The following is a 22,714-nucleotide window of genomic DNA, read 5'->3' as shown; positions in this document are numbered from 1 at the left end:
GCTGCGCAGCCCAGCGGGAGCAAGCTCCCTCGCCACGGGGATTCGCTCGGGTTGGGAAAAATCCTTCCGAGGAGCGATGCGTCGGGAAGCGCTCGCGTGTTAAACAGGGGACCAACGGGACCGCTGCCACTCGCATAAGGAATGACCATGAAACGCCTGCTCGTCGCTTTCCTGTCACTGGTTGTCACCGCCATCATCGTCGCGGGCGGCTACCTCTACAGCAAGCAGCCCACCCGCCAGGGCACCGTGCAGCTGCAGGGGCTGCAAGGCTCGGTGACGGTGCGCTACGACGAACGTGGCGTGCCGCATATCCGCGCCGAGAACGAAACCGACCTGTACCGCGCCCTGGGTTATGTCCACGCCCAGGATCGACTGTTCCAGATGGAACTGATGCGCCGCCTCGCCCGTGGCGAGCTGGCCGAGATCCTCGGGCCGAAGCTGCTCGACACCGACAAGCTGATGCGCAGCCTGCGCATCCGCGAACGCGCTGCCAGCCATGTCGCCGAGCAGGATCGCCAGTCGCCGGCGTGGATCGCGACGCAGGCTTACCTGGACGGTATCAATACCTACCAGCAAACCCATACGCGGCCGCTGGAGTTCGATGTGCTGGGCATTCCCAAGCGGCCCTTCACCGCGGAAGACACCGCCAGCATCATCGGCTACATGGCGTACAGCTTCGCCGCCGCCTTTCGCACCGAACCGCTGTTGACTTACGTGCGTGACAAACTCGGTGCCGAGTACCTGAATATCTTCGACCTCGATTGGCAGCCTCAGGGCGTCCTTCAAAAAGATCCCGCAAGCGGTCCGTCCCTGACCAACAATGACTGGAAAGACCTCAACGCCCTGGCGCGCCTGAGCGAACAGGCCCTGGCCGAAAATGGCCTGCCGCAGTTCGAAGGCAGCAACGCCTGGGCGGTTTCCGGCAGCCGCACGCACAGCGGCAAGCCCTTGCTGGCGGGTGACCCGCACATCCGTTTTTCCGCGCCGTCGGTGTGGTACGAGGCGCATTTGTCGGCGCCGGGTTTCGAGCTCTACGGCCAATACCAGGCGCTGGTGCCCTTTGCGACGCTGGGCATGAACAAGGATTTCGGCTGGAGCATTACCATGTTCCAGAACGACGACCTGGACCTGATCGCCGAGAAGACCAACCCGGACAACCCCGAACAGGTCTGGTACCGCGACCAATGGGTGGACATGACCCGCAGCGAACAGCAGATCGCCGTCAAAGGCCAGGCACCCGTGCCCCTGGTGCTGCGCCAGTCGCCCCATGGCCCGATCGTCAACGATGCCCTCGGCGCCAATGCCGGCAAGACGCCGATCGCCATGTGGTGGGGGTTCCTGGAAACCCGCAACCCGATCCTCGAAGCCTTCTACCAGCTCAACCGCGCCGACACCCTCGCCAAGGCTCGCAGCGCGTCGGCCAGGATTCACGCGCCGGGCCTGAATGTGGTCTGGGCCAACGCCAAGGGTGATATCGGCTGGTGGGCCGCGGCGCAACTGCCCAAGCGCGCGGAGGGTGTGAAGCCCGGTTTCATTCTCGATGGCGGTAGCGCTGAAGCGGAAAAACCGGGCTTCCAGCCTTTCAGCAACAATCCTCAGGAAGAGAACCCGGCCAGGGGCTACGTTCTCTCGGCAAATTTCCAGCCAGTGCCGGCCAGCGGGATCGAGATTCCCGGCTACTACAACCTTGCCGACCGAGGCCAGGAGCTGGATCGGCAGTTGAGCGAAAAACAGGCCAAATGGGATATCCAGACCACCCAGAAGCTGCAACTGGGCACTACCACTGCCTATGGCCCGCGCCTGCTTGCGCCGCTGTTGCCGATACTGCGCGAAGCGGTCAGCGACCCGCAGGAGCGCAAGTGGCTTGAACAACTGGCTGGATGGAAGGGCGACTACCCGCTGGATTCCGTCAACGCCACGCTGTTCAACCAGTTCCTGTTCGAGCTGGCCGACGCCGCCCTGGGCGATGAACTGGGCGACGGCTTTTTCGAAACGGCATTGTCGACCCGGGTGATCGATGCCGCGCTGCCACGCCTGGCCGCCGCAAAAGACTCGCCTTGGTGGGACGACCGCTCGACGCTGGGCACTGAAACCCGCACCGATACGGTGATCAAGGCCTGGAACAAAAGCCTGGTGCACCTGAAAGCCACCTTGGGCGAGGACGCCAGCCAATGGCAATGGGGCAAGGCCCACACCCTGACCCACGGACATCCCTTGGGCCAGCAGAAACCGCTGGACCGGGTCTTCAATGTCGGCCCGTTCGCCGCCCCCGGTACCCATGAAGTGCCCAACAACCTCTCGGCCAGGATCGGCCCGGCGCCCTGGCCGGTGACCTACGGCCCCTCCACCCGGCGCATCATCGACTTTGCCGACCCGACCCACAGCGTCACCATCAATCCGGTCGGCCAAAGCGGCGTGCCGTTCGACAAGCACTATGAAGACCAGGCCGAAGCCTACATCGAAGGGCTGTATCACCAGGCGCACCTGGCGGAGGAGGAAGTCACGGCCAACACCCGCGGCACCTTGAAACTGTTGCCCGCCAGGGCGCAGCCCTGAATCTTTTCCTGACCGTCGGCAGGCTCGATCGCCATTGATGGTCAAGACTACAGGGGCCCAAACCCCGTTTACCTCAATGGAGTCATGCAATGTTCAATAACTGGTCCGAGCTGCTGCCCACCATCAAGAGCGCCTTTGGCGCCCTGGGAAAAAGCAATCCGAAAATGGTCAAGGCCTACATGGCCCTGGATGAAGCGGCGGCCGAGAACAACGTGCTCGATGCCAAGACCCGCGAACTGATTTCCATCGCCGTGGCGATCACCACTCGCTGTGATGGTTGCATCGGCGTGCACACCGATGCCGCCATCAAGGCCGGCGCCACTCGCGAGGAAATCGCCGCGACCCTGGCGACGGCGGTCTCGCTGAACGCCGGCGCGGCTTACATTTACTCGTTGCGGGCGCTGGAGGCCCATGACGCGCTGAAGAAGTGAACTCAAACCAGCGCGGCAAAATTCAGCCTGAACTGCTGCGGCGTCACGCCCAGCCTGCGATTGAATACGCTGCGCATGTGCTGGGCATCGCGAAAGCCGCATTGATACGCCACGGTCTTGAGCGGTGCCCGGGTGCTTTCCAGCATTACCCGCGCCGCGTCCACCCGGGCCTGCTCGACGAACTCCGCCGGCGTGACCTTCGCTTCCCGGGTGAACACCCTGGAGAAGTTGCGTTGGCTCATGTTCGCGGCATTGGCGAGGTCGGCGATGCCCAGGTCACCGTTGAGGTTGGCCATCACGTATGACTGAACCTGAGCCACCGCGGAGGCAGGCTCGGCGTGCGGTACGAGGAACGGACTGAACTGCGACTGCCCGCCCGAACGCTGGGTGAACACTACCAGCCGCTTGGCGACATTCAGCGCCACGTCCGGCCCATGGTCCTGCGCCAGCAGGAACAGCGACAGATCAATCCCCGCCGTGACACCCGCCGAGGTGTAGAGCGCGCCGTCCTGCACGTACAGCCGATCGGCTTCGACCCGGGTCGAGGGGCACATCCGCGTCAATGCCGATGCATCGCCCCAATGGGTCGTGACAGTCCGCCCTTCGAGCAAGCCGGCCCGAGCCAGCATGAACGCGCCGCTGCAAATCGAACCGAAGCGTCGCGCACGGGCGCAGGCGTCGCGCAACCAGGCATTGAACGCCGGGCCAAATTCCATGAATGGCAACTGCGGGCCGCCCGCGACCAGCAACAGGTCATACGCACCTGACGCCTCGCTGAAATGTCGGTGCGGGTTGAGGGACATGCCGTTGGAACAGGACATTGCACCGGGCTCGATACCGATCACTTCCAAGCGATAGTGATCATGCGGGGCGAGAAAGCGATTGGCTTCGCAGAACACATCCATGGGGCCGCTGATGTCCAGAGACTGGGCGCCTGTGAATACCACGATGGCGACGGTTTTTTCCATGGTCTGCGCTTACCTGTCCGGGTTGTCCAGCGAACCCTAGCCAATCCGGCGTGCAGAAGCCAGATGGCATGAAACCGGAGTTCATTGGCCGTAATCGCAGCCATGGCGCGATTGCTGCGCCGTACCCCGGCGAACAGACTGAAACCCTCAGCGCCGTTACGGCGTACCGCCAGGAGGAAAGCAGCATGAACAGCATCGCCGGCATCCGGATTCCCGACAGCGCCCTTGCCCGGGCCACCACCGAATATATCCGCGACATCGAATCAGACTTGCTTTATCACCATTCCCGCCGGGTGTTCCTGTTCGGCGCCTTGAGTGGCGAGCGCCGCCAATTGGCCTACGATCCGCAGCTGCTGTACGTCGGCGCGATGTTCCACGACCTCGGCCTGGTGGAAGGCTATCGCAGTGATGACGAGCGTTTCGAGGTGGACGGGGCAAACGCTGCCGCAGCATTTCTCAAACCCTACGGGCTGAGTGATGACGACATCGAACAGGTGTGGCTGTCGATTGCCCTGCACACCACGCCAGGCGTGCCGAAACACCTGCGCCCGACCGTCGCCCTGGTGACCGCGGGGGTGGAAATGGACGTGCTCGGCATGGACTACGCCGCGTTCCCCGCCGCACAGCGCGACGCCGTGGTGCATGCGCACCCGCGTGGAGAAGGTTTCAAGGAGTGCATCATCTGCGCCTTCGCCGACGGCTTGCGGCATCGTCCGCAGACCACTTTTGGCAACGTGAAGACCGATGTGCTGGTGGATCAGGAACCGGGGTTCAAGCCGATGAATTTCGTCGAGGTGATTCGCTCGTCGCCCTGGGTTTCGTAGCCGGCAGGTGCTACCGCCTTCGCGAGCAGGCTCGCTCCCACAGGTTTTTGTGGTGCTATCAATTCGCGACGCGGCTCGGATCCCCTGTGGGAGCGAGCCTGCTCGCGAACGCGGCCTGACAGTCACCCTTAAATCGACTGTCAAAGCGCTTTCGCGAGCAAGCCCGCTCCTGCATCAGGCCGAAGTGGTCTCGGGCCGGCGCACCTGCGGTTGTTTCCAGGAATCGGCGGCGCTTTCCTCGATGGCTTGCTGGATCGCTCGCTTGCGGTTTTCTTCGGCGCGGCGGCTGAAGTACCAGACCAGGAAGGTCACCAGCGACACCGCCAGCAGGATCAGGCTCGCCACCGCGTTGATTTCCGGCTTGACCCCCAGGCGTACCGCCGAGAAGACTTCCATCGGCAACGTCGTCGAGCCAGGACCGGAGACGAAACTTGCCAGCACCAGGTCGTCGAGGGACAACGCGAACGACATCATCGCGCCCGCCGCCAGCGATGGCGCGATCATCGGGATGGTGATCAAAAAGAATACCTTCCACGGCCGCGCACCGAGGTCCATGGCTGCCTCTTCGATGGACAGGTCCAGCTCACGCAAGCGCGCCGAGACCACCACCGCCACATAGGCCGCGCAGAACGTCGTATGGGCGATCCAGATCGTGACGATGCCACGCTCCTGTGGCCAGCCGATCATCTGTGCCATCGCCACGAACAGCAGCAACAGCGACAGGCCGGTGATCACTTCCGGCATCACCAACGGCGCGGTGACCAGGCCGCCGAACAACGTGCGGCCCTTGAAGTGGGTGATACGGGTCAGCACGAAGGCCGCCAGCGTACCCAGCGCCACCGCGGCGATCGCGGTGTAGCAGGCGATCTCCAGCGAACGCACCACCGAGCCCATCAGTTGCGAGTTGTCCAGCAGGCCGACGTACCACTTGACCGACCAACCGCCCCACACCGTCACCAGTTTCGAGGCGTTGAACGAAAAGATCACCAGGATCAGCATCGGCGCATAGATGAACAACAGACCCAGCACCAGCATCAGGCTTGAAAAACTGAAGCGCTTCATTCCTTGCCCTCCATTTCCTTGGCCTGACTGCGGTTGAACAGGATGATGGGCACGATCAGGATCGCCAGCATCACTACCGCCAGGGCGGATGCCACCGGCCAGTCACGGTTATTGAAGAATTCCTGCCACAGCACCTTGCCGATCATCAGCGTTTCCGGACCGCCCAGCAGTTCCGGGATCACGAACTCACCCACTACCGGGATGAACACCAGCATGCAGCCTGCGACGATGCCGTTCTTGGACAGCGGCACGGTGATTTTCCAGAAGCTGTTGAACGTGCTCGAACCCAGGTCGGACGCGGCTTCCAACAGGCTCGGGTCGTGTTTGACCAGGTTGGCGTACAGCGGCAGGATCATGAACGGCAGGTAGGAATAAACCACGCCGATATAGACCGCCAGGTTGGTGTTGAGGATCTGCAAGGGCTCGCTGATCCAGCCCATGCTCATCAGGAAGCCATTGAGCAGGCCGTTGTTGCTGAGGATGCCCATCCACGCGTAGACGCGGATCAGGATCGCGGTCCAGGTCGGCATCATGATCAGCAACACCAGCACCGTCTGCATCTCTTTGCGGGCGTTGGCGATGCCGTAGGCCATCGGGTAGCCGATCAGCAGGCACAGCACCGTGCTGATCAGGGCCATCTTCAGCGAGCCGAGATAGGCGGCGATGTACAGTTCGTCCTCGCTGAGCATCGCGTAGTTGGCGAGGTTGAGCAGCACTTGCAGCTTCTGGTCAACGTAGCTGTAGATCTCGGTGTACGGCGGGATGGCCACGTCGGCTTCGGCGAAGCTGATCTTCAGGACGATGAAGAACGGCAGCATGAAGAACAGAAACAACCAGATGAAGGGCACCCCGATGACCAACTGACGGCCACCGGGCGTTATTCGAGCGAGTCGGCGTTTGAGCTTGCGCATGTTCATGAGCGAAGCACCACGCCGCTGTCGTCTTCCCACCAGACGAACACCTGGTCGCCCCAGGTCGGGCGCTGGCCGCGGCGCTCGGCGTTGGCGACGAATGACTGCACCAGCTTGCCGCTTGGCAATTCGACGTAGAACACCGAGTGGCCGCCCAGGTAGGCAATGTCATGGACCTTACCGCTGGACCAGTTGTGCTCGCAGGTTGGCTGCTCGGAGGTGACCAGCAGCTTCTCCGGGCGAATGGCGTAGGTCACGGACTTGTCCTGCACCGAGGTGCTGATGCCGTGACCGACGTAGATATTGCGGTCAAGGTCCTTGCAGGTCAGCACCGCGTGGCCCTCGGCGTCGTCCACCACTTCGGTCTCGAAGATGTTGACGTTGCCGATGAATTCACAGACCAGGCGGCTGGTCGGGGTTTCGTAGATGTCGATCGGGCTACCGATCTGGGCAATCCAGCCCAGGTGCATGATCGCGATGCGCTCGGCCATGGTCATGGCCTCTTCCTGGTCGTGGGTCACCATTACACAGGTCACGCCGACCCGCTCGATGATCTCCACCAGCTCAAGCTGCATCTGCGAACGCAGCTTCTTGTCCAGGGCGCCCATCGGCTCGTCGAGCAGCAGCAGCTTCGGCCGCTTGGCCAGGGAACGGGCCAGGGCGACGCGCTGGCGCTGGCCGCCGGAGAGCTGGTGCGGCTTGCGCTTGGCGTACTGGCTCATCTGCACGAGCTTGAGCATCTCGGCCACGCGGGCATCGACCTCGGCTTTCGGGATCTTGTCCTGTTGCAGGCCGAAGGCGATGTTCTGCGCCACCGTCATGTGGGGGAACAAGGCGTAGGACTGGAACATCATGTTGATCGGCCGCTCGTAGGGCGGCATGTCGGTGATGTCCACGCCATCGAGGAAGATCCGCCCCTCCGTGGGCCGCTCGAAACCTGCCAGCATGCGCAGCAAGGTGGATTTGCCTGATCCCGAACCGCCGAGCAAGGCGAAGATCTCGCCTTTCTTGATTTCCAGGGACACATCGTCCACGGCAATCGTCTCGTCGAACTTCTTCGTGACCCGGTCGATCTTGACCAGCACCTGCTTGGGTGTCTGGTCGCCCTCGAGGGCTTTCTTATAGGCGCCGGAGGCAACTGCCATTTACGAAACTCCCACAAAATTTGCAGCTCGCCCCAGGTGGGCGAACCTTGGAAAAGTTAGAGCGCTTGACGCTATTTACCCGACTTGACTTTGGTCCAGCTGCGGGTCATGAGTCGTTGGATCTTGGGCGGCAACTCGGAATTGACGTAGAGCTTGTCGACGACCGCTTGCGGTGGGTAGACCGCTTCGTCGGTGCGTACGTCCTGGCTCATCAGTTCGCCAGCCTTCGGGTTCGGGTTGGCGTAACCGACGACGTCGCTCACCTGGGCGATGACCTCAGGCTTGAGCAGGTAGTTGATGAACGCATGGGCCTCCTTGGCGTTGCTGGCGTCGCGCGGGATCGCCAGCATGTCGAACCAGAGGTTGCCGCCTTCCTTGGGAATCACGTAGGCGATATCGACGCCCTTGCCGGCCTCGCTGGCACGTTCGCGGGCCTGGAAAATGTCCCCGGAGAAACCGGCGGCCACGCAGATCTCGCCGTTGGCCAGATCGGAGATGTACTTGGAGGAATTGAAGTAGGTGACGTAAGGCCGGATCTTGAGGAGCTGGGCCTCGGCCTTCTTGTAGTCTTCGGGGTTCTGGCTGTTGGGGTCCAGGCCCAGGTAGTTGAGCATGGCAGGAATCATTTCGTCGCCCGAGTCGAGGAACGAAACGCCGCAGCTGGAGAGCTTCTTGATATTTTCCGGTTCGAACAGCATGGCCCACGAGTCGATTTTCTCGACGCCCAATACCGCCTTGACCTTCTCGACGTTGTAGCCGATGCCGTTGGTGCCCCACAGGTAAGGCACGGCATATTGGTTGCCCGGGTCGTTTTTCTCCAGGCGCTTGAGCAGCACGGGGTCGAGGTTGGCGTAGTTGGGCAATTGCGCCTTGTCGAGTTTCTGGAACGCACCAGCCTTGATCTGCTTGCCCAGGAAGTGGTTGGACGGCACAACCACGTCGTAACCGGTACGACCGGCCAGCAACTTGCCTTCCAGGGTTTCGTTGGAATCGAACACGTCGTAGACCGGCTTGATCCCGGTGGCTTTCTCGAAGTCCGCCAGGGTGGTCTCGCCGATGTAGTCCGACCAGTTATAAATATGCACGGTGGAGGCGGCCTGGACACCGACGGCGAGCGTCAGGCCGGCACCGACCAGCAAAGCGTTGCGTAACAAAGAAAAGACAGGCACGTGGAGGTCCTCTTAAATAGTTGGGCCCAAGTTGCCCCCGTTACCGGGCAACGAAATGCCCTGCAACAAAACCGGCGCGCAACTTACCCTCGATAAACCGATCCAGCAAAACTTTTAGTTATTTAATTGCGCCTGTTGCCGCCGCCGTGACGACGCCGACAACAGGAGATTGCTTCAAGCCGGCTTATTTACCGGATTTGATCTTGGTCCAGCTGCGGGTCAGGATCCGCTGGGTCGCGGCCGGCTGGTCGGCAATCGCGTAGAGCTTGGCCTTAACTTCGTCCGATGGATAAATGCTCGGGTCACCGGAAATTTCCTTGTCCACCAGTGGGGTGGCGGCCTTGTTGCCGTTAGGGAAGCGCACGTTGTCGGTGATCTCCGCCATGATTTCCGGCTGCATGATGAAGTTCATCCACTTGTAGGCGCCTTCGACGTTTTTGGCATCCTTGGGAATGGCGACCATGTCGTAGAACGAACCGGCACCTTCCTTCGGAATGGTGTAGGCCACTTTCACCTTGCCGCCAGCCTCGGCAGCACGGCTCTTGGATTGCTCGATATCACCCGAGTAACCCACGGCCACGCAGATGTTGCCGTTGGCCAGGTCCGAGATGTACTTGGAGGAGTGGAAGTAGCCGATCGATGGACGCAGCTTGAGGAACAACGCTTCGGCCTCGGCCAGTTGCTTCTTGTCCTGGCTGTCGGTCGGGTAGCCGAGGTAATGCAGGGCCACCGGAATCATTTCGGTCGGCGAATCGAGGAAGCTCACCCCGCAGCTCTTGAGCTTGGCGATGTTCTCGGGCTTGAGCAGGGTGTCCCAGGAATCGATCTTGTCGATGCCCAATGCGGCCTTGACCTTCTCCGGGTTGTAACCGATGCCGATGGTGCCCCACATGTACGGGAAGGCGTGTTTGTTGCCCTGGTCGCTGGCATCGCCGACGGCCTTGAGCAGGTCGGTGTCGAGGTTTTTCCAGTTTGGCAGCTTGGACTTGTCCAGCTCCTGGTAGACCTTGGCCTTGATCTGTTTGGCGAGGAAGTTGTTCGACGGCACGACGATGTCATAGCCGGATTTGCCCGCCAGCAGCTTGGCCTCCAGGGTCTCGTTGCTGTCGAAGACGTCGTAGACGACCTTGATTCCTGTCTCCTTCTCGAACTTGGCGACCGTGTCCGGCGCAATGTAGTCCGACCAGTTGTAGACGTGCAGCACTTTGTCGTCCGCCTGGGCGGCGCCCGCCATCACGCCCGCCAGGGACATGGCGAGGAGGGTCTTGCCAGCTATCTTCATACCTAATGTCTTCATGCCTATTGCCTTCATGAAAAATTGCTCCAGTTATTCTTCTTGGCCACGGTTCAGTAGCCGGCTCTCTGGCAACTTGAACAGCAGGGGTAGTCTGGCAAGTTACAGGGCAGGCTTTCAACACAAGCCCAGCCTTTATTCACACCGGGCGAGGCCCATGTCGGCACCTCGCACAGAGCCTAGCATTCAGCCTTGCAGCGCACCGAGCGTCAGGTCCAGGCATTGCCGCGCCTTGGCCACCAATTCGTCGATCTCGGCCTTGCTGATCACCAGCGGCGGCGCAATGATCATGGTGTCGCCCACTGCGCGCATGATCAGCCCGTTATCGAAGCAGAACTGCCGGCAGATCATGCCCACGCCCTTGCCTTCGTAGCGTTTGCGCGTGGCCTTGTCCTGGACCAGTTCGATCGCCCCCAGCAAACCGACGCCGCGCACTTCACCCACCAGCGGATGGTCGTTCAGTTCCCGCAGGCGCTGCTGCAAATACGGTGCCGTTTCGCTGTGGACGCGCTCGATGATCTTTTCTTCGCGCAGGATACGGATATTTTCCAGGGCCACCGCAGCGGCCACCGGGTGACCGGAGTAGGTGAAGCCGTGGTTGAAGTCACCGCCTTCGTTGAGCACCGCGACCACATCGTCGCGCACGATCAGGCCGCCCATGGGGATGTAACCCGAGGTAAGGCCCTTGGCGATAGTCATCATGTGCGGTTTCAACCCGTAATGATCGGTACCGAACCACTCACCCGTGCGGCCAAAACCGCAGATGACCTCGTCGGCCACGAACAGGATGTCGTATTTGGCGAGGATTTCCTTCATGCGCGGCCAGTAGCTGTCCGGCGGCACAATTACGCCGCCGGCGCCCTGGATCGGCTCGGCAATGAACGCACCGACGTTGTCGACGCCGATCTCGAGGATCTTTTCTTCCAGCTGATTGGCGGCCCAGATGCCGAACTCTTCGGGGCTCATGTCGCCGCCTTCGCCAAACCAGTACGGCTGGGCGATGTGGACAATACCCGGGATCGGCAGGTCGCCCTGCTCATGCATATAGGTCATGCCACCCAGGCTCGCGCCGGCCACGGTCGAACCGTGATAACCGTTCTTGCGACTGATGATGACTTTCTTGTTCGGCTGCCCTTTGATCGCCCAGTAGTGGCGGACCATACGCAGCATGGTGTCGTTGCCTTCGGAACCGGAGCCGGTGAAGAACACGTGGTTCATGCCTTCCGGGGCGATGTCGGCGATGGCTTTTGACAGTTCCAGCACCGGCGGGTGGGCGGTCTGGAAGAACAGGTTGTAGTACGGCAGCTCGCGCATCTGTTGGCTGGCGGCGTCCGCCAGCTCATCGCGGCCGTAGCCGACCGCCACGCACCAGAGGCCGGCCATGCCGTCGAGGATCTTGTTGCCTTCACTGTCCCAGAGGTACACGCCCTTGGCGTGGGTGATGATGCGCGGGCCTTTCTCTTTGAGTTGTTTGAAGTCGCTGAACGGTGCCAGATGATGATCGCTGCTCAGGGCCTGCCATTCACGGGTTTGCGGGTTGTTGCGGGTCATGCGGATTCTCCTTTTATTCCATTGGGGGCGGGGCTTTCGGCGGCCCCGCCCGGCGCATCAGACGGCAAAGAGCAGGAATTCCCGCTCCCACGAACTGATGACGCGCTTGAAGTTTTCATGCTCGGCCCGCTTGACCGCGACGTAGCCCGTGATGAATTTCTTGCCCAGGTACTTCTCGATGGTGGAGCTGTTTTCCATGCGCTCCAGGGCATCTTCGATGGTCAGCGGCAAACGCAGGTTCCGGCGCTCATAACCACGGCCGACCACTGGCGCGCTCGGATCGATGCCCTCGACCATGCCGATGTAGCCGCACAACAGGCTGGCGGCAATCGCCAGGTACGGGTTGGCGTCGGCGCCCGGCAAGCGATTTTCCACACGACGGTTCTGCGGCCCCGCGTCCGGAACCCGCAAGCCCACGGTGCGGTTTTCTTCGCCCCATTCGACGTTCACCGGCGCCGAGGTGTCGGGCAGGAAGCGGCGGAACGAATTGACGTTGGGGGCGAACAGCGGCAGCAGCTCGGGAATGAATCTCTGCAGGCCACCGATGTGGTGCAGGAACAGCTCGCTCATGGTCCCGTCTTCGTTGGAGAAGACGTTCTTGCCGGTTTCCTTGTCGATGATGCTCTGGTGCAAGTGCATCGCACTGCCCGGCTCGCCGGTCATCGGTTTGGCCATGAAGGTGGCGGCCACATCGTGCTTGAGCGCCGCCTCGCGCATGGTGCGCTTGAACACCAGGATCTGGTCGGCCAGCGACAGTGCATCGCCATGACGGAAGTTGATTTCCATCTGCGCGGTGCCGTCTTCGTGAATCAGGGTATCGAGGTCCAGTTCCTGCAATTCGCACCAGTCATAAACGTCCTCGAACAACGGGTCGAATTCGTTCGCCGCTTCGATCGAGAAAGACTGGCGACCGGTTTCCGGGCGACCGGAACGGCCGATAGGCGGTTGCAGCGGAAAGTCCGGGTCGTCGCTGCGCTTGGTCAGGTAGAACTCCATCTCCGGCGCGACAATCGGCTGCCAGCCCTTGTCGGCGTACAGCTTGAGCACCTTCTTGAGCACGTTGCGCGGTGACAGCTCGATGGGGTTGCCTTGCTTGTCGTAGGAATCGTGGATCACCTGGGCGGTGGGCTCGATGGCCCAGGGCACCAGGAAGACTGCGTTTTCGTCCGGGCGGCAGATCATGTCGATGTCGGCGGGGTCGAGCAGTTCGTAATAGATGTCGTCTTCGACATAGTCGCCCGTTACGGTCTGGAGCAGAACGCTCTCGGGCAGGCGCATGCCTTTTTCGGCGATGAACTTGTTGGTCGGCGAGATCTTGCCCCGGGTAATGCCGGTCAGGTCGCCAATCATGCATTCGACTTCTGTGATCTTGTGGTCTTTCAACCAATCGGTGAGCTGGTCGAGGTTGTTACTCATAAATGCCTCTAGGCGTGAGTTTCCTGACTGCTATTAGTCGTCAGGCGTTGTTTGACGCATCGGCGTCGCGTTGTGTTGCCCTTGCTCGGCAGGCATCGCCAAATGCCTGGAAAATCGCAAGGTAGTGCGGGTTGGAGCCTACCGCCCATTCAGGGTGCCATTGCACTCCTAAAGCAAAAGCCTTGCCTTGTACCACCGAGACGGCTTCGATCAAGCCATCCGGCGCCAGCGCTTCGGCCCGCAGCCCCGAGGCCAGGCGCTCGATGCCCTGGCTGTGGATCGAGTTGACCTCGACCTGCGGCGGCAGCCCCAAAGACGCGAGGATACCGCCAGGCTGGACATGCACGGCATGGGCAGGACCATATTGGACCTCTACCGGCTGGGTGTCGTCTTCACGATGATCGATGAAGGTTCCGACTTCATGAACTTTCTGATGCAGGCTACCGCCAAAGGCAACGTTCATTTCCTGGAAACCGCGACAGATGCCCAGCACCGGAACGCCCGCGTCGACCGCTGCGCGGATCAGCGGCAGGGTAATGGCGTCCCGTGCAGGATCATGAGCGGTGCCTGGCGCGCTGGCCGGGCCCTGGTAGTGAAAAGGTTCTACATTGGAAGGGGAGCCGGTAAAAAGAATACCGTCCAGGGCGTCCAGAATATCGGACGGGGAGAACAGATCCGCCAGGGACGGGATCAGCACCGGCAAACCCTTGGCGGCCGTTGCGACAGCCCGCGCATATTTGTCGCCAGTGGTGTGATACGCATGCAGACCGATCTGCCTGGAGCAGGTGGTGATGCCGATTAACGGCAGGCGAGACATGAAGCACCCCGGTATTATTGCTGTTATGGGTTTGAATCGAGCTTAGCCTTGTTCATTTTTTTACACAACACCCCCGTAAAAAATACAACACGGCCCGCTCAAGCCTGCGGGGGACAAGCCCCTCAAAGGGAAAAAAACGCCCCAAATTGCCTCAAAAAAGCCCTGCAGGTGCTTTTTTAGGGCAAAAAAGGCCCTGCTTGACTTCGGCATGCCGTTCGGGTTGACTGGCTTTCGAAGAGATCAATGATTGATATTTTTAACAACAAAGGTGTTGCATCATGTCGGTACCCCCGCGTGCCGTTCAGCTTAACGAAGCGAACGCGTTCCTTAAGGAACATCCTGAGGTTCTGTACGTTGACCTTCTGATTGCGGATATGAATGGTGTGGTGCGCGGCAAGCGCATCGAACGCACCAGCCTCCACAAGGTTTACGAGAAAGGCATCAACCTGCCGGCCTCTCTATTTGCCCTGGATATCAATGGCTCGACGGTGGAAAGCACCGGCCTGGGCCTGGACATCGGCGATGCCGACCGCATCTGCTATCCAATCCCCGGCACTCTGAGCAACGAACCCTGGCAGAAGCGCCCCACCGCGCAACTGCTGATGACCATGCACGAGCTTGAAGGCGATCCGTTCTTCGCCGACCCTCGCGAAGTCCTGCGCCAGGTCGTGACCAAGTTCGATGAACTGGGCCTGACCATCTGCGCGGCATTCGAGCTGGAGTTCTACCTGATCGACCAGGAGAACGTGAACGGCCGTCCACAACCGCCCCGCTCGCCAATCTCCGGCAAACGCCCGCACTCGACACAGGTCTACCTGATCGATGACCTCGACGAATACGTCGACTGTCTCCAGGACATCCTGGAAGGGGCCAAGGAGCAAGGCATTCCCGCCGACGCCATCGTCAAGGAAAGTGCCCCGGCGCAGTTCGAAGTGAACCTGCACCACGTGGCCGACCCGATCAAGGCTTGCGACTACGCGGTACTGCTCAAGCGGCTGATCAAGAACATCGCCTACGACCATGAAATGGACACCACCTTCATGGCCAAGCCGTATCCAGGCCAGGCGGGCAACGGTCTGCACGTCCATATCTCGATCCTGGACAAAGAAGGCAAGAATATCTTTGCCAGCGAGGATCCCGAGCAGAACGCCGCGCTGCGTCACGCGATCGGCGGTGTGCTCGAGACCCTGCCCGCGCAGATGGCGTTCCTCTGCCCGAACGTCAACTCCTACCGTCGTTTCGGCGCACAGTTCTACGTGCCGAACTCGCCGACCTGGGGCCTGGACAACCGCACCGTGGCCTTGCGCGTACCGACCGGCTCCGCCGATGCCGTACGCCTGGAACACCGTGTCGCCGGCGCCGATGCCAACCCGTACCTGTTGATGGCGGCGGTCCTGGCGGGCGTGCACCATGGCCTGACCAACAAGATCGAGCCCGGCGCGCCGGTCGAAGGCAACAGCTACGAGCAGAACGAGCAAAGCCTGCCGAACAACTTGCGCGATGCCCTGCGCGAACTGGACGACAGCGAAGTCATGGCCAAGTACATCGATCCCAAGTACATCGATATCTTCGTGGCCTGCAAGGAAAGCGAGCTGGAAGAGTTTGAACACTCCATCTCCGACCTTGAGTACAACTGGTACCTGCATACCGTTTAAGCGGTTGCGGTAGAAAGGAACGCCGCAGGCCATCAGGGCTGCGGCGTTTTTGTTTTCGTCGTTCCCGTGGCGAGGGAGCTTGCTCCCGCTGGGCTGCGTAGCGGCCCCAAGATACTTAAGCGGTAAACCTGCATCATTGCAGTGGCTGATTTGAGGGCTGCTCCGCACCCCAGCGGGAGCAAGCTCCCTCGCCACAAAAGCTCGTCACCTCACGAGTGCAGGTATGGACCAGCCTCCCGGTCTGCGTACAATGCCCGGCAGCCCCGCAGGAGAGCTTCATGACACGCACCGCCACCCCTCGCAAACCCCGCGCCCGCAGCCAGGCCCGGATCGACTCGATCCTCGATGCCGCCCGCACGCTGCTCGCCGCCGAAGGCGTGGCCAGCCTGTCGATCTACAGCGTCGCCGAGCGCGCCGGGATCCCGCCCTCCTCCGTCTATCACTTCTTCGCCAGCGTCCCGGCCCTGCTCGAAGCCCTGACCGCCGACGTCCATGCAGCCTTTCGTGCCTGCCTTCAAACACCGATCGATCATGCAGCGCTGAACCATTGGCACGATCTGTCGCGGCTGGTGGAGCAACGGATGCTGGTGATCTACAGCGAGGACGCCGCCGCTCGCCAACTGATCCTGGCCCAGCATGGCCTGACTGAAGTCACCCAGGCCGACCGCCAGCATGACCTGGAACTGAGCGAGCTGATGCACACCGTCTTCGCCCGCCATTTCCAACTGCCGCCCTTGCCTGCCGATGTCGACGTGTTCGCCCTGGCCATGGAACTCGGCGACCGCGTCTACGCCCGCTCGGTACACCAGCACGGCCAGATTACCCCGCGCATGGCCGAGGAAGGCATGCGCGTGTTCGATGCGTACCTGGGGCTCTATCTCCCTCCGTTTCTGCCCAAGCGCTCTGATTGAATCGTTGCCACGCAGAGCGTGGGAACGAAAACGCCCCGAAGGGCTCAAGCCATCCGGGGCTGCAGGTCAAGCATCGTTCACAACTTGGCGATAGACACCTCGGTGGATTTGACGAAGGCAATCACTTCACTGCCAATCGCCAGTTCCAGCTCCTTGACCGAGCGGGTGGTGATGACCGAGGTGACGATGCCCGAGGCGGTCTGCACGTCGATTTCCGACAGCACGTCGCCTTCGACGATTTCCTTGATGGTGCCTTTGAACTGGTTGCGTACGTTGATGGCTTTGATAGTCATGATGTCGTTCCTGTCTGGATGAAGTTATTGCGCCCAACGCAGTTGCGTGGGCAAGGGTGAAACGGGTTCGGGTTCCGGCGGTTGGCCGGGCAAGGACAGCACGCGGTTGAGGACTTCGGTTTCCAGGCTCGCCAGGCGATGCGAGCCGCGGGCACGCGGGCGCGGCAAGTCGATGGCCAGGTCGAGGCCGATCTGGCCGTCTTCGATCAGGATCACCCGGTCGGCGATCGCCACCGCTTCGCTGACGTCGTGGGTCACCAACAGCACGGTGAAGTCGTGTTGCTGCCAGAGACGCTCGATCAGTTGCTGCATTTCGATCCGGGTCAGCGCATCGAGCGCTCCCAAAGGTTCGTCCAGCAATAGCAGGCGCGGTTGATGAATCAGCGCCCGGGCCAGGGCCACCCGCTGCTTCTGTCCGCCGGACAATGCCGCCGGCCACTCTTGTGCACGATCGGCCAAGCCCACGGCATCCAGCGCCTGCAACGCTTGTGGTCGCCAGTCGCCCTTGAGTCCGAGGCCGACGTTGTCGATGACCTTTTTCCAGGGCAGCAAACGCGCCTCCTGAAACATCAGGCGCGTGTCTTCCCGCGCAGCGCTCAACGATGCCGAACCGGCCAGCAACTCACCGCCCGAAGGCTGATCGAGGCCGGCCAGCAAGCGCAGCAAGGTACTTTTGCCGCAGCCGCTGCGACCGACCACCGCGACGAACTGCCCGGCCGGGATATGCAAGTCGATGTCACGCAACACCTGGCGCGAAGCAAAGGTCTTCTGCAGATTGCGCACCGCCAGCGGGATACCTCGCAGCAGGCGCGGCGGTTGTTGGGCGGTCATGCGACACCTCCCTTGTTCACCTGATAGGCCGGATGCCAGCGCAGCCAGACGCGTTCAAGCCCGCGAGCAGCAAGGTCGGCCAGTTTGCCGAGCACGGCGTACAGCAGAATCGCCAGCACCACCACGTCGGTCTGCAGGAATTCCCGGGCATTCATCGCCAGATAACCGATACCGGAGCTGGCCGAGATGGTTTCCGCGACGATCAGCGTCAACCACATGAAACCCAGGGCAAAACGCACGCCCACCAGGATCGAAGGCAAGGCGCCCGGCAGGATCACCTGGCGAAACAGGCTGAAGCCGGATAAACCGTAGCTGCGGGACATCTCCACCAGCGCCGGGTCGACATTGCGAATTCCGTGGTAGGTGTTGAGATAGATCGGAAACAGCGTGCCCAGCGCCACCAGGAAAATCTTCGCCGACTCGTCGATACCGAACCAGAGGATCACCAGTGGAATCAGCGCCAGGTGAGGCACGTTACGCACCATCTGCACGGAGCTGTCCAACAGCCGTTCGCCCCACTTCGACAGGCCGGTGATAAAGCCCAGGGCCAGGCCGATGCCGCCGCCAATCAGGAAGCCGACCGCCGCGCGCCAACCGCTGATAGCCAGGTGCGTCCAGATCTCACCGCTGCGCACCAGATTCACCCCGGCCTCGATCACCGCCACCGGCGCCGGCAGGATCCGCGTGGATAACCAGCCGGCCGATACCGACAATTGCCACACCGCCAACAACAGCAGCGGCACCGCCCACGGCGCGAGGTTGTGGATAAGTTTTTTCATGGCCGCCTCAGCTCTGCGAAGCAGCTTTGGGCAGGATATCGTTGGCGACCATTTCACCGAACGGGCTCACATAACCCTGGCTTTTCGGCAGTTCCGGGCGCTCCACATCGAGGTGCGGGAACAACAGTTCCGCCACCCGATAGGATTCTTCCAGGTGTGGATAACCCGAGAAAATGAACGTATCGATACCCAGGTTGGCGTATTCCTTGACCCGCTCAGCCACGGTCGGACCATCGCCCACCAGCGCCGTTCCAGCACCGCCGCGCACCAGGCCGACACCGGCCCAGAGGTTGGGGCTGACTTCCAGCTTGTCGCGCCGACCGCCGTGCAACGCGGCCATGCGTTGCTGACCCACCGAGTCGAAACGCGCCAGGGACGCCTGGGCGCGAGCGATGGTTTCGTCGTCCAGGTGCGAGATCAAGCGGTCGGCCGCTTGCCAGGCTTCGGCGTTGGTTTCCCGCACGATCACATGCAGGCGAATGCCGAAACGCACGGTGCGCCCAAGCTTCTCGGCCTTGGCCCGCACCTGGGCGATTTTTTCCGCGACGGCGGCGGGCGGTTCGCCCCAGGTCAAAACCATTTCCACCTGCTCGGCGGCGAGATCCTGGGCGGCTTCCGACGAGCCGCCGAAATACAATGCCGGACGCGGTTGCTGGATCGGCGGATAGAGCAGCTTGGCGCCCTTCACACTGATGTGTTCACCGTCGTAATCGACCGTCTCGCCCTCTAGCACCCGACGCCAGATCCGGGTGAATTCCACCGATGCCTGGTAGCGTTGCTCGTGGTCCAGAAACAGCCCGTCACCGGCCAGCTCGTCCGGATCGCCACCCGTCACCAGGTTGAACAGCGCCCGCCCGCCGGACAGCCGATCCAGCGTCGCGGCCTGACGCGCCGCCACCGTCGGGGAAATGATCCCGGGGCGCAGGGCAACCAGGAACTTCAGGCGCTGGGTCACCGGAATCAACGAAGCGGCTACCAGCCAGGAGTCTTCGCAGGAACGCCCGGTAGGAATCAACACCCCGCCGAAACCCAGCCGATCGGCAGCCTGGGCAACCTGTTGCAGGTAACCATGATCGACGGCGCGGGCGCCTTCAGCGGTGCCAAGGTAATGGCCGTCGCCGTGGGTGGGCAGGAACCAGAAAATATTGAGGCTCATGGAGTGGTCTCCTAAGGGATCGAATTATTGCGCGTTCGCAACGGCCGCCGGCGGCGTCCAGATCACGTCCTTGATGCTCAAGGGCTTGGGAATCAATTTGAGCTGATAGAAGCTGTCGGCGATTTTCTGCTGCGCCGCGACCACCTCCGTCGTCAGGAACAGAGCCCCATAGCCTTGGCGTTTCACCGACGTCAGGGTGATGTCCGCCGGCAGGCCGAGCAGCGGCGAGACCTGCCGGGTCACGTCTTCAGGGTTGGCCTTGGACCACTCCCCAACTGCACGCACCTCTTCCACCAACGTGGTGATGACCTGGGGATTTTTTTGCGCGTAAGGTTTGGTCGCCAGATAGAACTGGTGGTTGTCGACGATGCCCTTGCCGTCACGCAGGGTGCGTGCCTGCAACTGTTGTTCGGCGGCTGCCTGGTACGGGTCCCAGATTACCCAGGCGTCCACGCTGCCGCGCTCGAACGCGGCACGGGCATCCGCCGGCGGCAGGAAAACCGTCTGGATGTCGGAATATTTCAGGCCGGCATCTTCCAGCGCGCGTACCAGCAGGTAGTGGACGTTAGAGCCTTTGTTCAGCGCGACTTTTTTGCCCTTGAGCTCCTGCACCGACTGGATCGGCGAGCCCTTGGGCACCAGGATCGCCTCGCTGTTCGGCGCCGGTGGCTCGTAGGCGACATAAAGCAAATCCGCGCCTGCCGCTTGGGCAAACACCGGCGGGGTTTCGCCAGTCACGCCAAAATCGATCGAGCCTACGTTCAGGCCTTCAAGCAGCTGCGGGCCGCCGGGGAATTCGGTCCATTGCACGTCGACGCCTTGGGCGGCGAGGCGTTTTTCCAAGGTGCCCTTGGCCTTGAGCAGCACCAGCGTGCCGTACTTCTGATAGCCGATCCGCAAGGTTTCGGCCTGAGCCTGGGTGATGGCGCCGAAGGACACAGCCGCAGCAAACAGAGCGACCAGCCCGCGACGCAAAATGACAGTGCGCATGGCGCCTCTCCTTTTTGCTGTGGGGTTTTGGCTGCACCTGCTTGGCCGTTGACGGCTGAGTAAGGTGGAGTTGAATCAGGGATGTAGCGAGTCAGATGCTCCAGCGAGCACTCAACAGACGTTCGTTCAATACGCTGGGATCCAGCGGCTTGGGCCGCCGGGCCATGGCGCTGTAGAACTGTTCAAGCGCCTCGTCCAGACGCTGCTGCAGGGCCGGCGCCAATTGCGCCTGGGCGCTGCCTTCGCCGTAAGCGATCTGGTTGTCCTCGGCGAAAATCCCATGCAGCATTTCCTGGGCCTTGAGCGCCGACAACACCGGCTTAAGGGCGTAGTCCACCGCCAGCATGTGGGCGATGCTGCCGCCTGTCGCCATGGGCAGCACTACCTTATGGGCCAGCGCGCGTTCGGGCAGCAGGTCCAGTACCGTTTTCAACGCGCCGGAGAAAGACGCCTTGTAGACAGGCGTAGCGATCACCAGGCCGTCGGCGTTTTCGATCTGGGCCAGCAGGTCCAGTACCTTGGGGCTATCGAAGCGGGCATGGAGCAGATCCTCGGCGGGAAAATCACGCACCTGATAGCTCACCACTTCCACACCTTGCTGCTGCAACCAACGTTGCGAGCGCTCCAGCAGCACTCCTGATCGGGAGCGCTGGCTGGGACTGCCGCCGAGCGAGACAACCAACATGCCAACCATTCCTTGAATTCACGTGCGATTCGCGGTGGGCGATCTCGCTGTATGGAGCAAACCATAACAGGGCATTCATATATCTTTAAATCATATTTATTCATTTGGTTATGCATTTAAGAGATATATGGTCAGCTTTCCTTGAGGCAAAAAAAAGGCCGTCGAAACGGCCAAAACCCTTGGTGCACAGAAGATCAGCTGCGGGAGCGAGCCTGCTCGCGATAGCGGTGTGTCAGTCGACCTCAATACTGGCTGATCGACCGCCTTCGCGAGCAGGCTCGCTCCCACAGGCTCTGGTTCTGGTTCTGGTTCTGGTTTTGCCTCAGCGATTAGGCTGCGGCGTCAGGCGCAGGTATGGTTTGACGGCGCGATAGCCTTTGGGAAAGCGCTGCTTGAGTTCCTCCTCATCCTTGAGCGACGGCACGATCACCACTTCATCGCCATCCTGCCAGTTGGCCGGCGTGGCGACCTTGTAGTTGTCGGTCAGCTGCAAGGAATCGATCACCCGCAGGATTTCATTGAAGTTGCGCCCGGTGCTCGCCGGGTAGGTGATGGTCAGGCGGATCTTCTTGTTCGGGTCGATCACGAACAAGGAACGCACAGTCAATGTGTCGCTGGCGTTGGGGTGGATCAAGTCGTAGAGGTCGGACACCTTGCGGTCGGCGTCGGCCAGGATCGGAAAATTGACCACGGCATTCTGGGTTTCGTTGATGTCCTCGATCCACTTGTGATGCGAGTCCACCGGGTCTACCGAAAGGGCAATGGCCTTGACGCCGCGCTTGGCGAATTCATCCTTGAGCTTGGCGGTAAGGCCCAGTTCGGTGGTGCACACCGGGGTGAAATCCGCTGGATGGGAGAACAACACGCCCCAGCTATCACCGAGCCATTCATGGAAGCGAATCTTGCCGGCGCTGGAATCCTGTTCGAAATCGGGGGCGATGTCGCCAAGTCTGAGGCTCATGGTGCAGCTCCTGGTTGAGTAGTTGTGGCCCAACTGTGCACCGCTTTTCATTGCTTGAAAAAGAATGAATACCCATTTGTTTAGATCTTGATTGAATATAAAAAACTGTTCACTGGCGCCTTGGGGTATACCGGGCCAAGATCATTGTCGAGGTTCGAGAAGGCCTCGAATTGCTGAAAAGAGGAGAAGGTTCGGGGAAGGCTACAGGGGTGGGCCGGACCCGAAACGCAAAAGCCCGCCCGGCGTGCTGCCGGGCGGGGCTTTTTTTGTTCTGCATTTGCACTCCGCAAATTATTGCGGCGTTTTCAG

General features: G+C 61.2%; 21 protein-coding genes. 5 read left to right on the top strand and 16 right to left on the bottom strand.

Annotated elements, in window-relative coordinates:
* The first annotated feature begins 147 nt into the window (after nt 1-147).
* Nucleotides 148-2,556 carry a penicillin acylase family protein gene (locus tag J3P96_RS01490; protein WP_434654852.1) on the top strand — a complete coding sequence of 803 codons (2,409 nt, stop codon included), beginning with the start codon at nt 148-150 and terminating at the stop codon, nt 2,554-2,556.
* A gap of 89 nt (nt 2,557-2,645) precedes the next feature.
* Nucleotides 2,646-2,987, top strand: a complete 342-nt coding sequence (locus J3P96_RS01485; RefSeq protein ID WP_014340738.1) for a carboxymuconolactone decarboxylase family protein — start codon at nt 2,646-2,648, stop codon at nt 2,985-2,987.
* 2 nt (nt 2,988-2,989) lie between these two features.
* Here the strand turns inward: J3P96_RS01485 and J3P96_RS01480 are convergent, their stop codons facing one another.
* Nucleotides 2,990-3,955: a GlxA family transcriptional regulator gene (locus J3P96_RS01480; RefSeq protein ID WP_434654850.1), complete on the bottom strand. Its 966-nt coding sequence runs from the start codon at nt 3,953-3,955 to the stop codon at nt 2,990-2,992.
* Nucleotides 3,956-4,140: 185 nt separating this feature from the next.
* Between J3P96_RS01480 and J3P96_RS01475 the strand changes: the two genes are divergently transcribed.
* Nucleotides 4,141-4,779, top strand: coding sequence for an HD domain-containing protein (locus tag J3P96_RS01475; RefSeq protein WP_434658059.1), 639 nt, complete (start codon nt 4,141-4,143; stop codon nt 4,777-4,779).
* A 174-nt stretch (nt 4,780-4,953) separates the two neighbouring features.
* On the opposite strand, the gene J3P96_RS01470 is transcribed toward J3P96_RS01475, so the two are convergent.
* From J3P96_RS01470 to J3P96_RS01435, 8 genes are all read right to left on the bottom strand, one after another.
* Nucleotides 4,954-5,841 (bottom strand): ABC transporter permease subunit, encoded by an 888-nt coding sequence (locus tag J3P96_RS01470; protein ID WP_305498066.1) that lies wholly within the window; start codon nt 5,839-5,841, stop codon nt 4,954-4,956.
* Nucleotides 5,838-6,758, bottom strand: a complete 921-nt coding sequence (locus tag J3P96_RS01465; RefSeq protein WP_434571068.1) for an ABC transporter permease subunit — start codon at nt 6,756-6,758, stop codon at nt 5,838-5,840. Before J3P96_RS01465 ends, J3P96_RS01470 begins: the two co-directional genes overlap by 4 nt.
* Entirely contained in the window at nt 6,755-7,897 is a 1,143-nt protein-coding gene (locus tag J3P96_RS01460) for an ABC transporter ATP-binding protein (protein WP_014340741.1), read from the bottom strand. Before J3P96_RS01460 ends, J3P96_RS01465 begins: the two co-directional genes overlap by 4 nt.
* A gap of 71 nt (nt 7,898-7,968) precedes the next feature.
* Nucleotides 7,969-9,066 (bottom strand): polyamine ABC transporter substrate-binding protein, encoded by a 1,098-nt coding sequence (locus tag J3P96_RS01455; protein WP_434627251.1) that lies wholly within the window; start codon nt 9,064-9,066, stop codon nt 7,969-7,971.
* Nucleotides 9,067-9,250: 184 nt separating this feature from the next.
* Nucleotides 9,251-10,348 carry a polyamine ABC transporter substrate-binding protein gene (locus tag J3P96_RS01450; protein ID WP_434658057.1) on the bottom strand — a complete coding sequence of 366 codons (1,098 nt, stop codon included), beginning with the start codon at nt 10,346-10,348 and terminating at the stop codon, nt 9,251-9,253.
* A 198-nt stretch (nt 10,349-10,546) separates the two neighbouring features.
* Nucleotides 10,547-11,911 (bottom strand): aspartate aminotransferase family protein, encoded by a 1,365-nt coding sequence (locus J3P96_RS01445; RefSeq protein ID WP_434627249.1) that lies wholly within the window; start codon nt 11,909-11,911, stop codon nt 10,547-10,549.
* Nucleotides 11,912-11,968: 57 nt separating this feature from the next.
* Nucleotides 11,969-13,327, bottom strand: coding sequence for a glutamine synthetase family protein (locus tag J3P96_RS01440; protein WP_434602179.1), 1,359 nt, complete (start codon nt 13,325-13,327; stop codon nt 11,969-11,971).
* 40 nt (nt 13,328-13,367) lie between these two features.
* A complete protein-coding gene (locus tag J3P96_RS01435; protein ID WP_434602180.1) occupies nt 13,368-14,144 on the bottom strand; it encodes a gamma-glutamyl-gamma-aminobutyrate hydrolase family protein in 777 nt (258 codons plus the stop codon).
* 278 nt (nt 14,145-14,422) lie between these two features.
* Between J3P96_RS01435 and J3P96_RS01430 the strand changes: the two genes are divergently transcribed.
* Nucleotides 14,423-15,799 (top strand): glutamine synthetase family protein, encoded by a 1,377-nt coding sequence (locus tag J3P96_RS01430; RefSeq protein WP_305498052.1) that lies wholly within the window; start codon nt 14,423-14,425, stop codon nt 15,797-15,799.
* A 278-nt stretch (nt 15,800-16,077) separates the two neighbouring features.
* Entirely contained in the window at nt 16,078-16,710 is a 633-nt protein-coding gene (locus J3P96_RS01425; protein ID WP_434571059.1) for a TetR/AcrR family transcriptional regulator, read from the top strand.
* Nucleotides 16,711-16,787: 77 nt separating this feature from the next.
* Here the strand turns inward: J3P96_RS01425 and J3P96_RS01420 are convergent, their stop codons facing one another.
* From J3P96_RS01420 to J3P96_RS01390, 7 genes are all read right to left on the bottom strand, one after another.
* Complete coding sequence (locus J3P96_RS01420) at nt 16,788-17,003, bottom strand: TOBE domain-containing protein (RefSeq protein WP_003177394.1); 216 nt, start codon at nt 17,001-17,003, stop codon at nt 16,788-16,790.
* Nucleotides 17,004-17,027: 24 nt separating this feature from the next.
* Nucleotides 17,028-17,834, bottom strand: a complete 807-nt coding sequence (ssuB, locus tag J3P96_RS01415) for an aliphatic sulfonates ABC transporter ATP-binding protein (RefSeq protein ID WP_434654846.1) — start codon at nt 17,832-17,834, stop codon at nt 17,028-17,030.
* Nucleotides 17,831-18,613: an aliphatic sulfonate ABC transporter permease SsuC gene (gene ssuC, locus J3P96_RS01410; RefSeq protein ID WP_434571056.1), complete on the bottom strand. Its 783-nt coding sequence runs from the start codon at nt 18,611-18,613 to the stop codon at nt 17,831-17,833. The genes ssuB and ssuC overlap by 4 nt, the downstream gene beginning before the upstream one ends.
* Before the next feature lie 7 nt (nt 18,614-18,620).
* Nucleotides 18,621-19,769 (bottom strand): FMNH2-dependent alkanesulfonate monooxygenase, encoded by a 1,149-nt coding sequence (gene ssuD / locus J3P96_RS01405; protein ID WP_434654843.1) that lies wholly within the window; start codon nt 19,767-19,769, stop codon nt 18,621-18,623.
* 24 nt (nt 19,770-19,793) lie between these two features.
* Nucleotides 19,794-20,759, bottom strand: coding sequence for a sulfonate ABC transporter substrate-binding protein (locus tag J3P96_RS01400; RefSeq protein ID WP_434654840.1), 966 nt, complete (start codon nt 20,757-20,759; stop codon nt 19,794-19,796).
* A gap of 91 nt (nt 20,760-20,850) precedes the next feature.
* Nucleotides 20,851-21,444, bottom strand: coding sequence for an NADPH-dependent FMN reductase (gene ssuE / locus J3P96_RS01395; RefSeq protein ID WP_305498044.1), 594 nt, complete (start codon nt 21,442-21,444; stop codon nt 20,851-20,853).
* Nucleotides 21,445-21,766: 322 nt separating this feature from the next.
* Nucleotides 21,767-22,405 (bottom strand): peroxiredoxin, encoded by a 639-nt coding sequence (locus J3P96_RS01390; protein WP_003206652.1) that lies wholly within the window; start codon nt 22,403-22,405, stop codon nt 21,767-21,769.
* Between the last annotated feature and the right edge of the window lie 309 nt (nt 22,406-22,714).

The organism is Pseudomonas sp. R3-56, from assembly GCF_051132075.1.
GTDB lineage: Bacteria > Pseudomonadota > Gammaproteobacteria > Pseudomonadales > Pseudomonadaceae > Aquipseudomonas.
The sequence above is the reverse complement of the archived record's forward strand: the minus strand, read 5'-3'. Positions and strand labels throughout refer to the sequence as shown.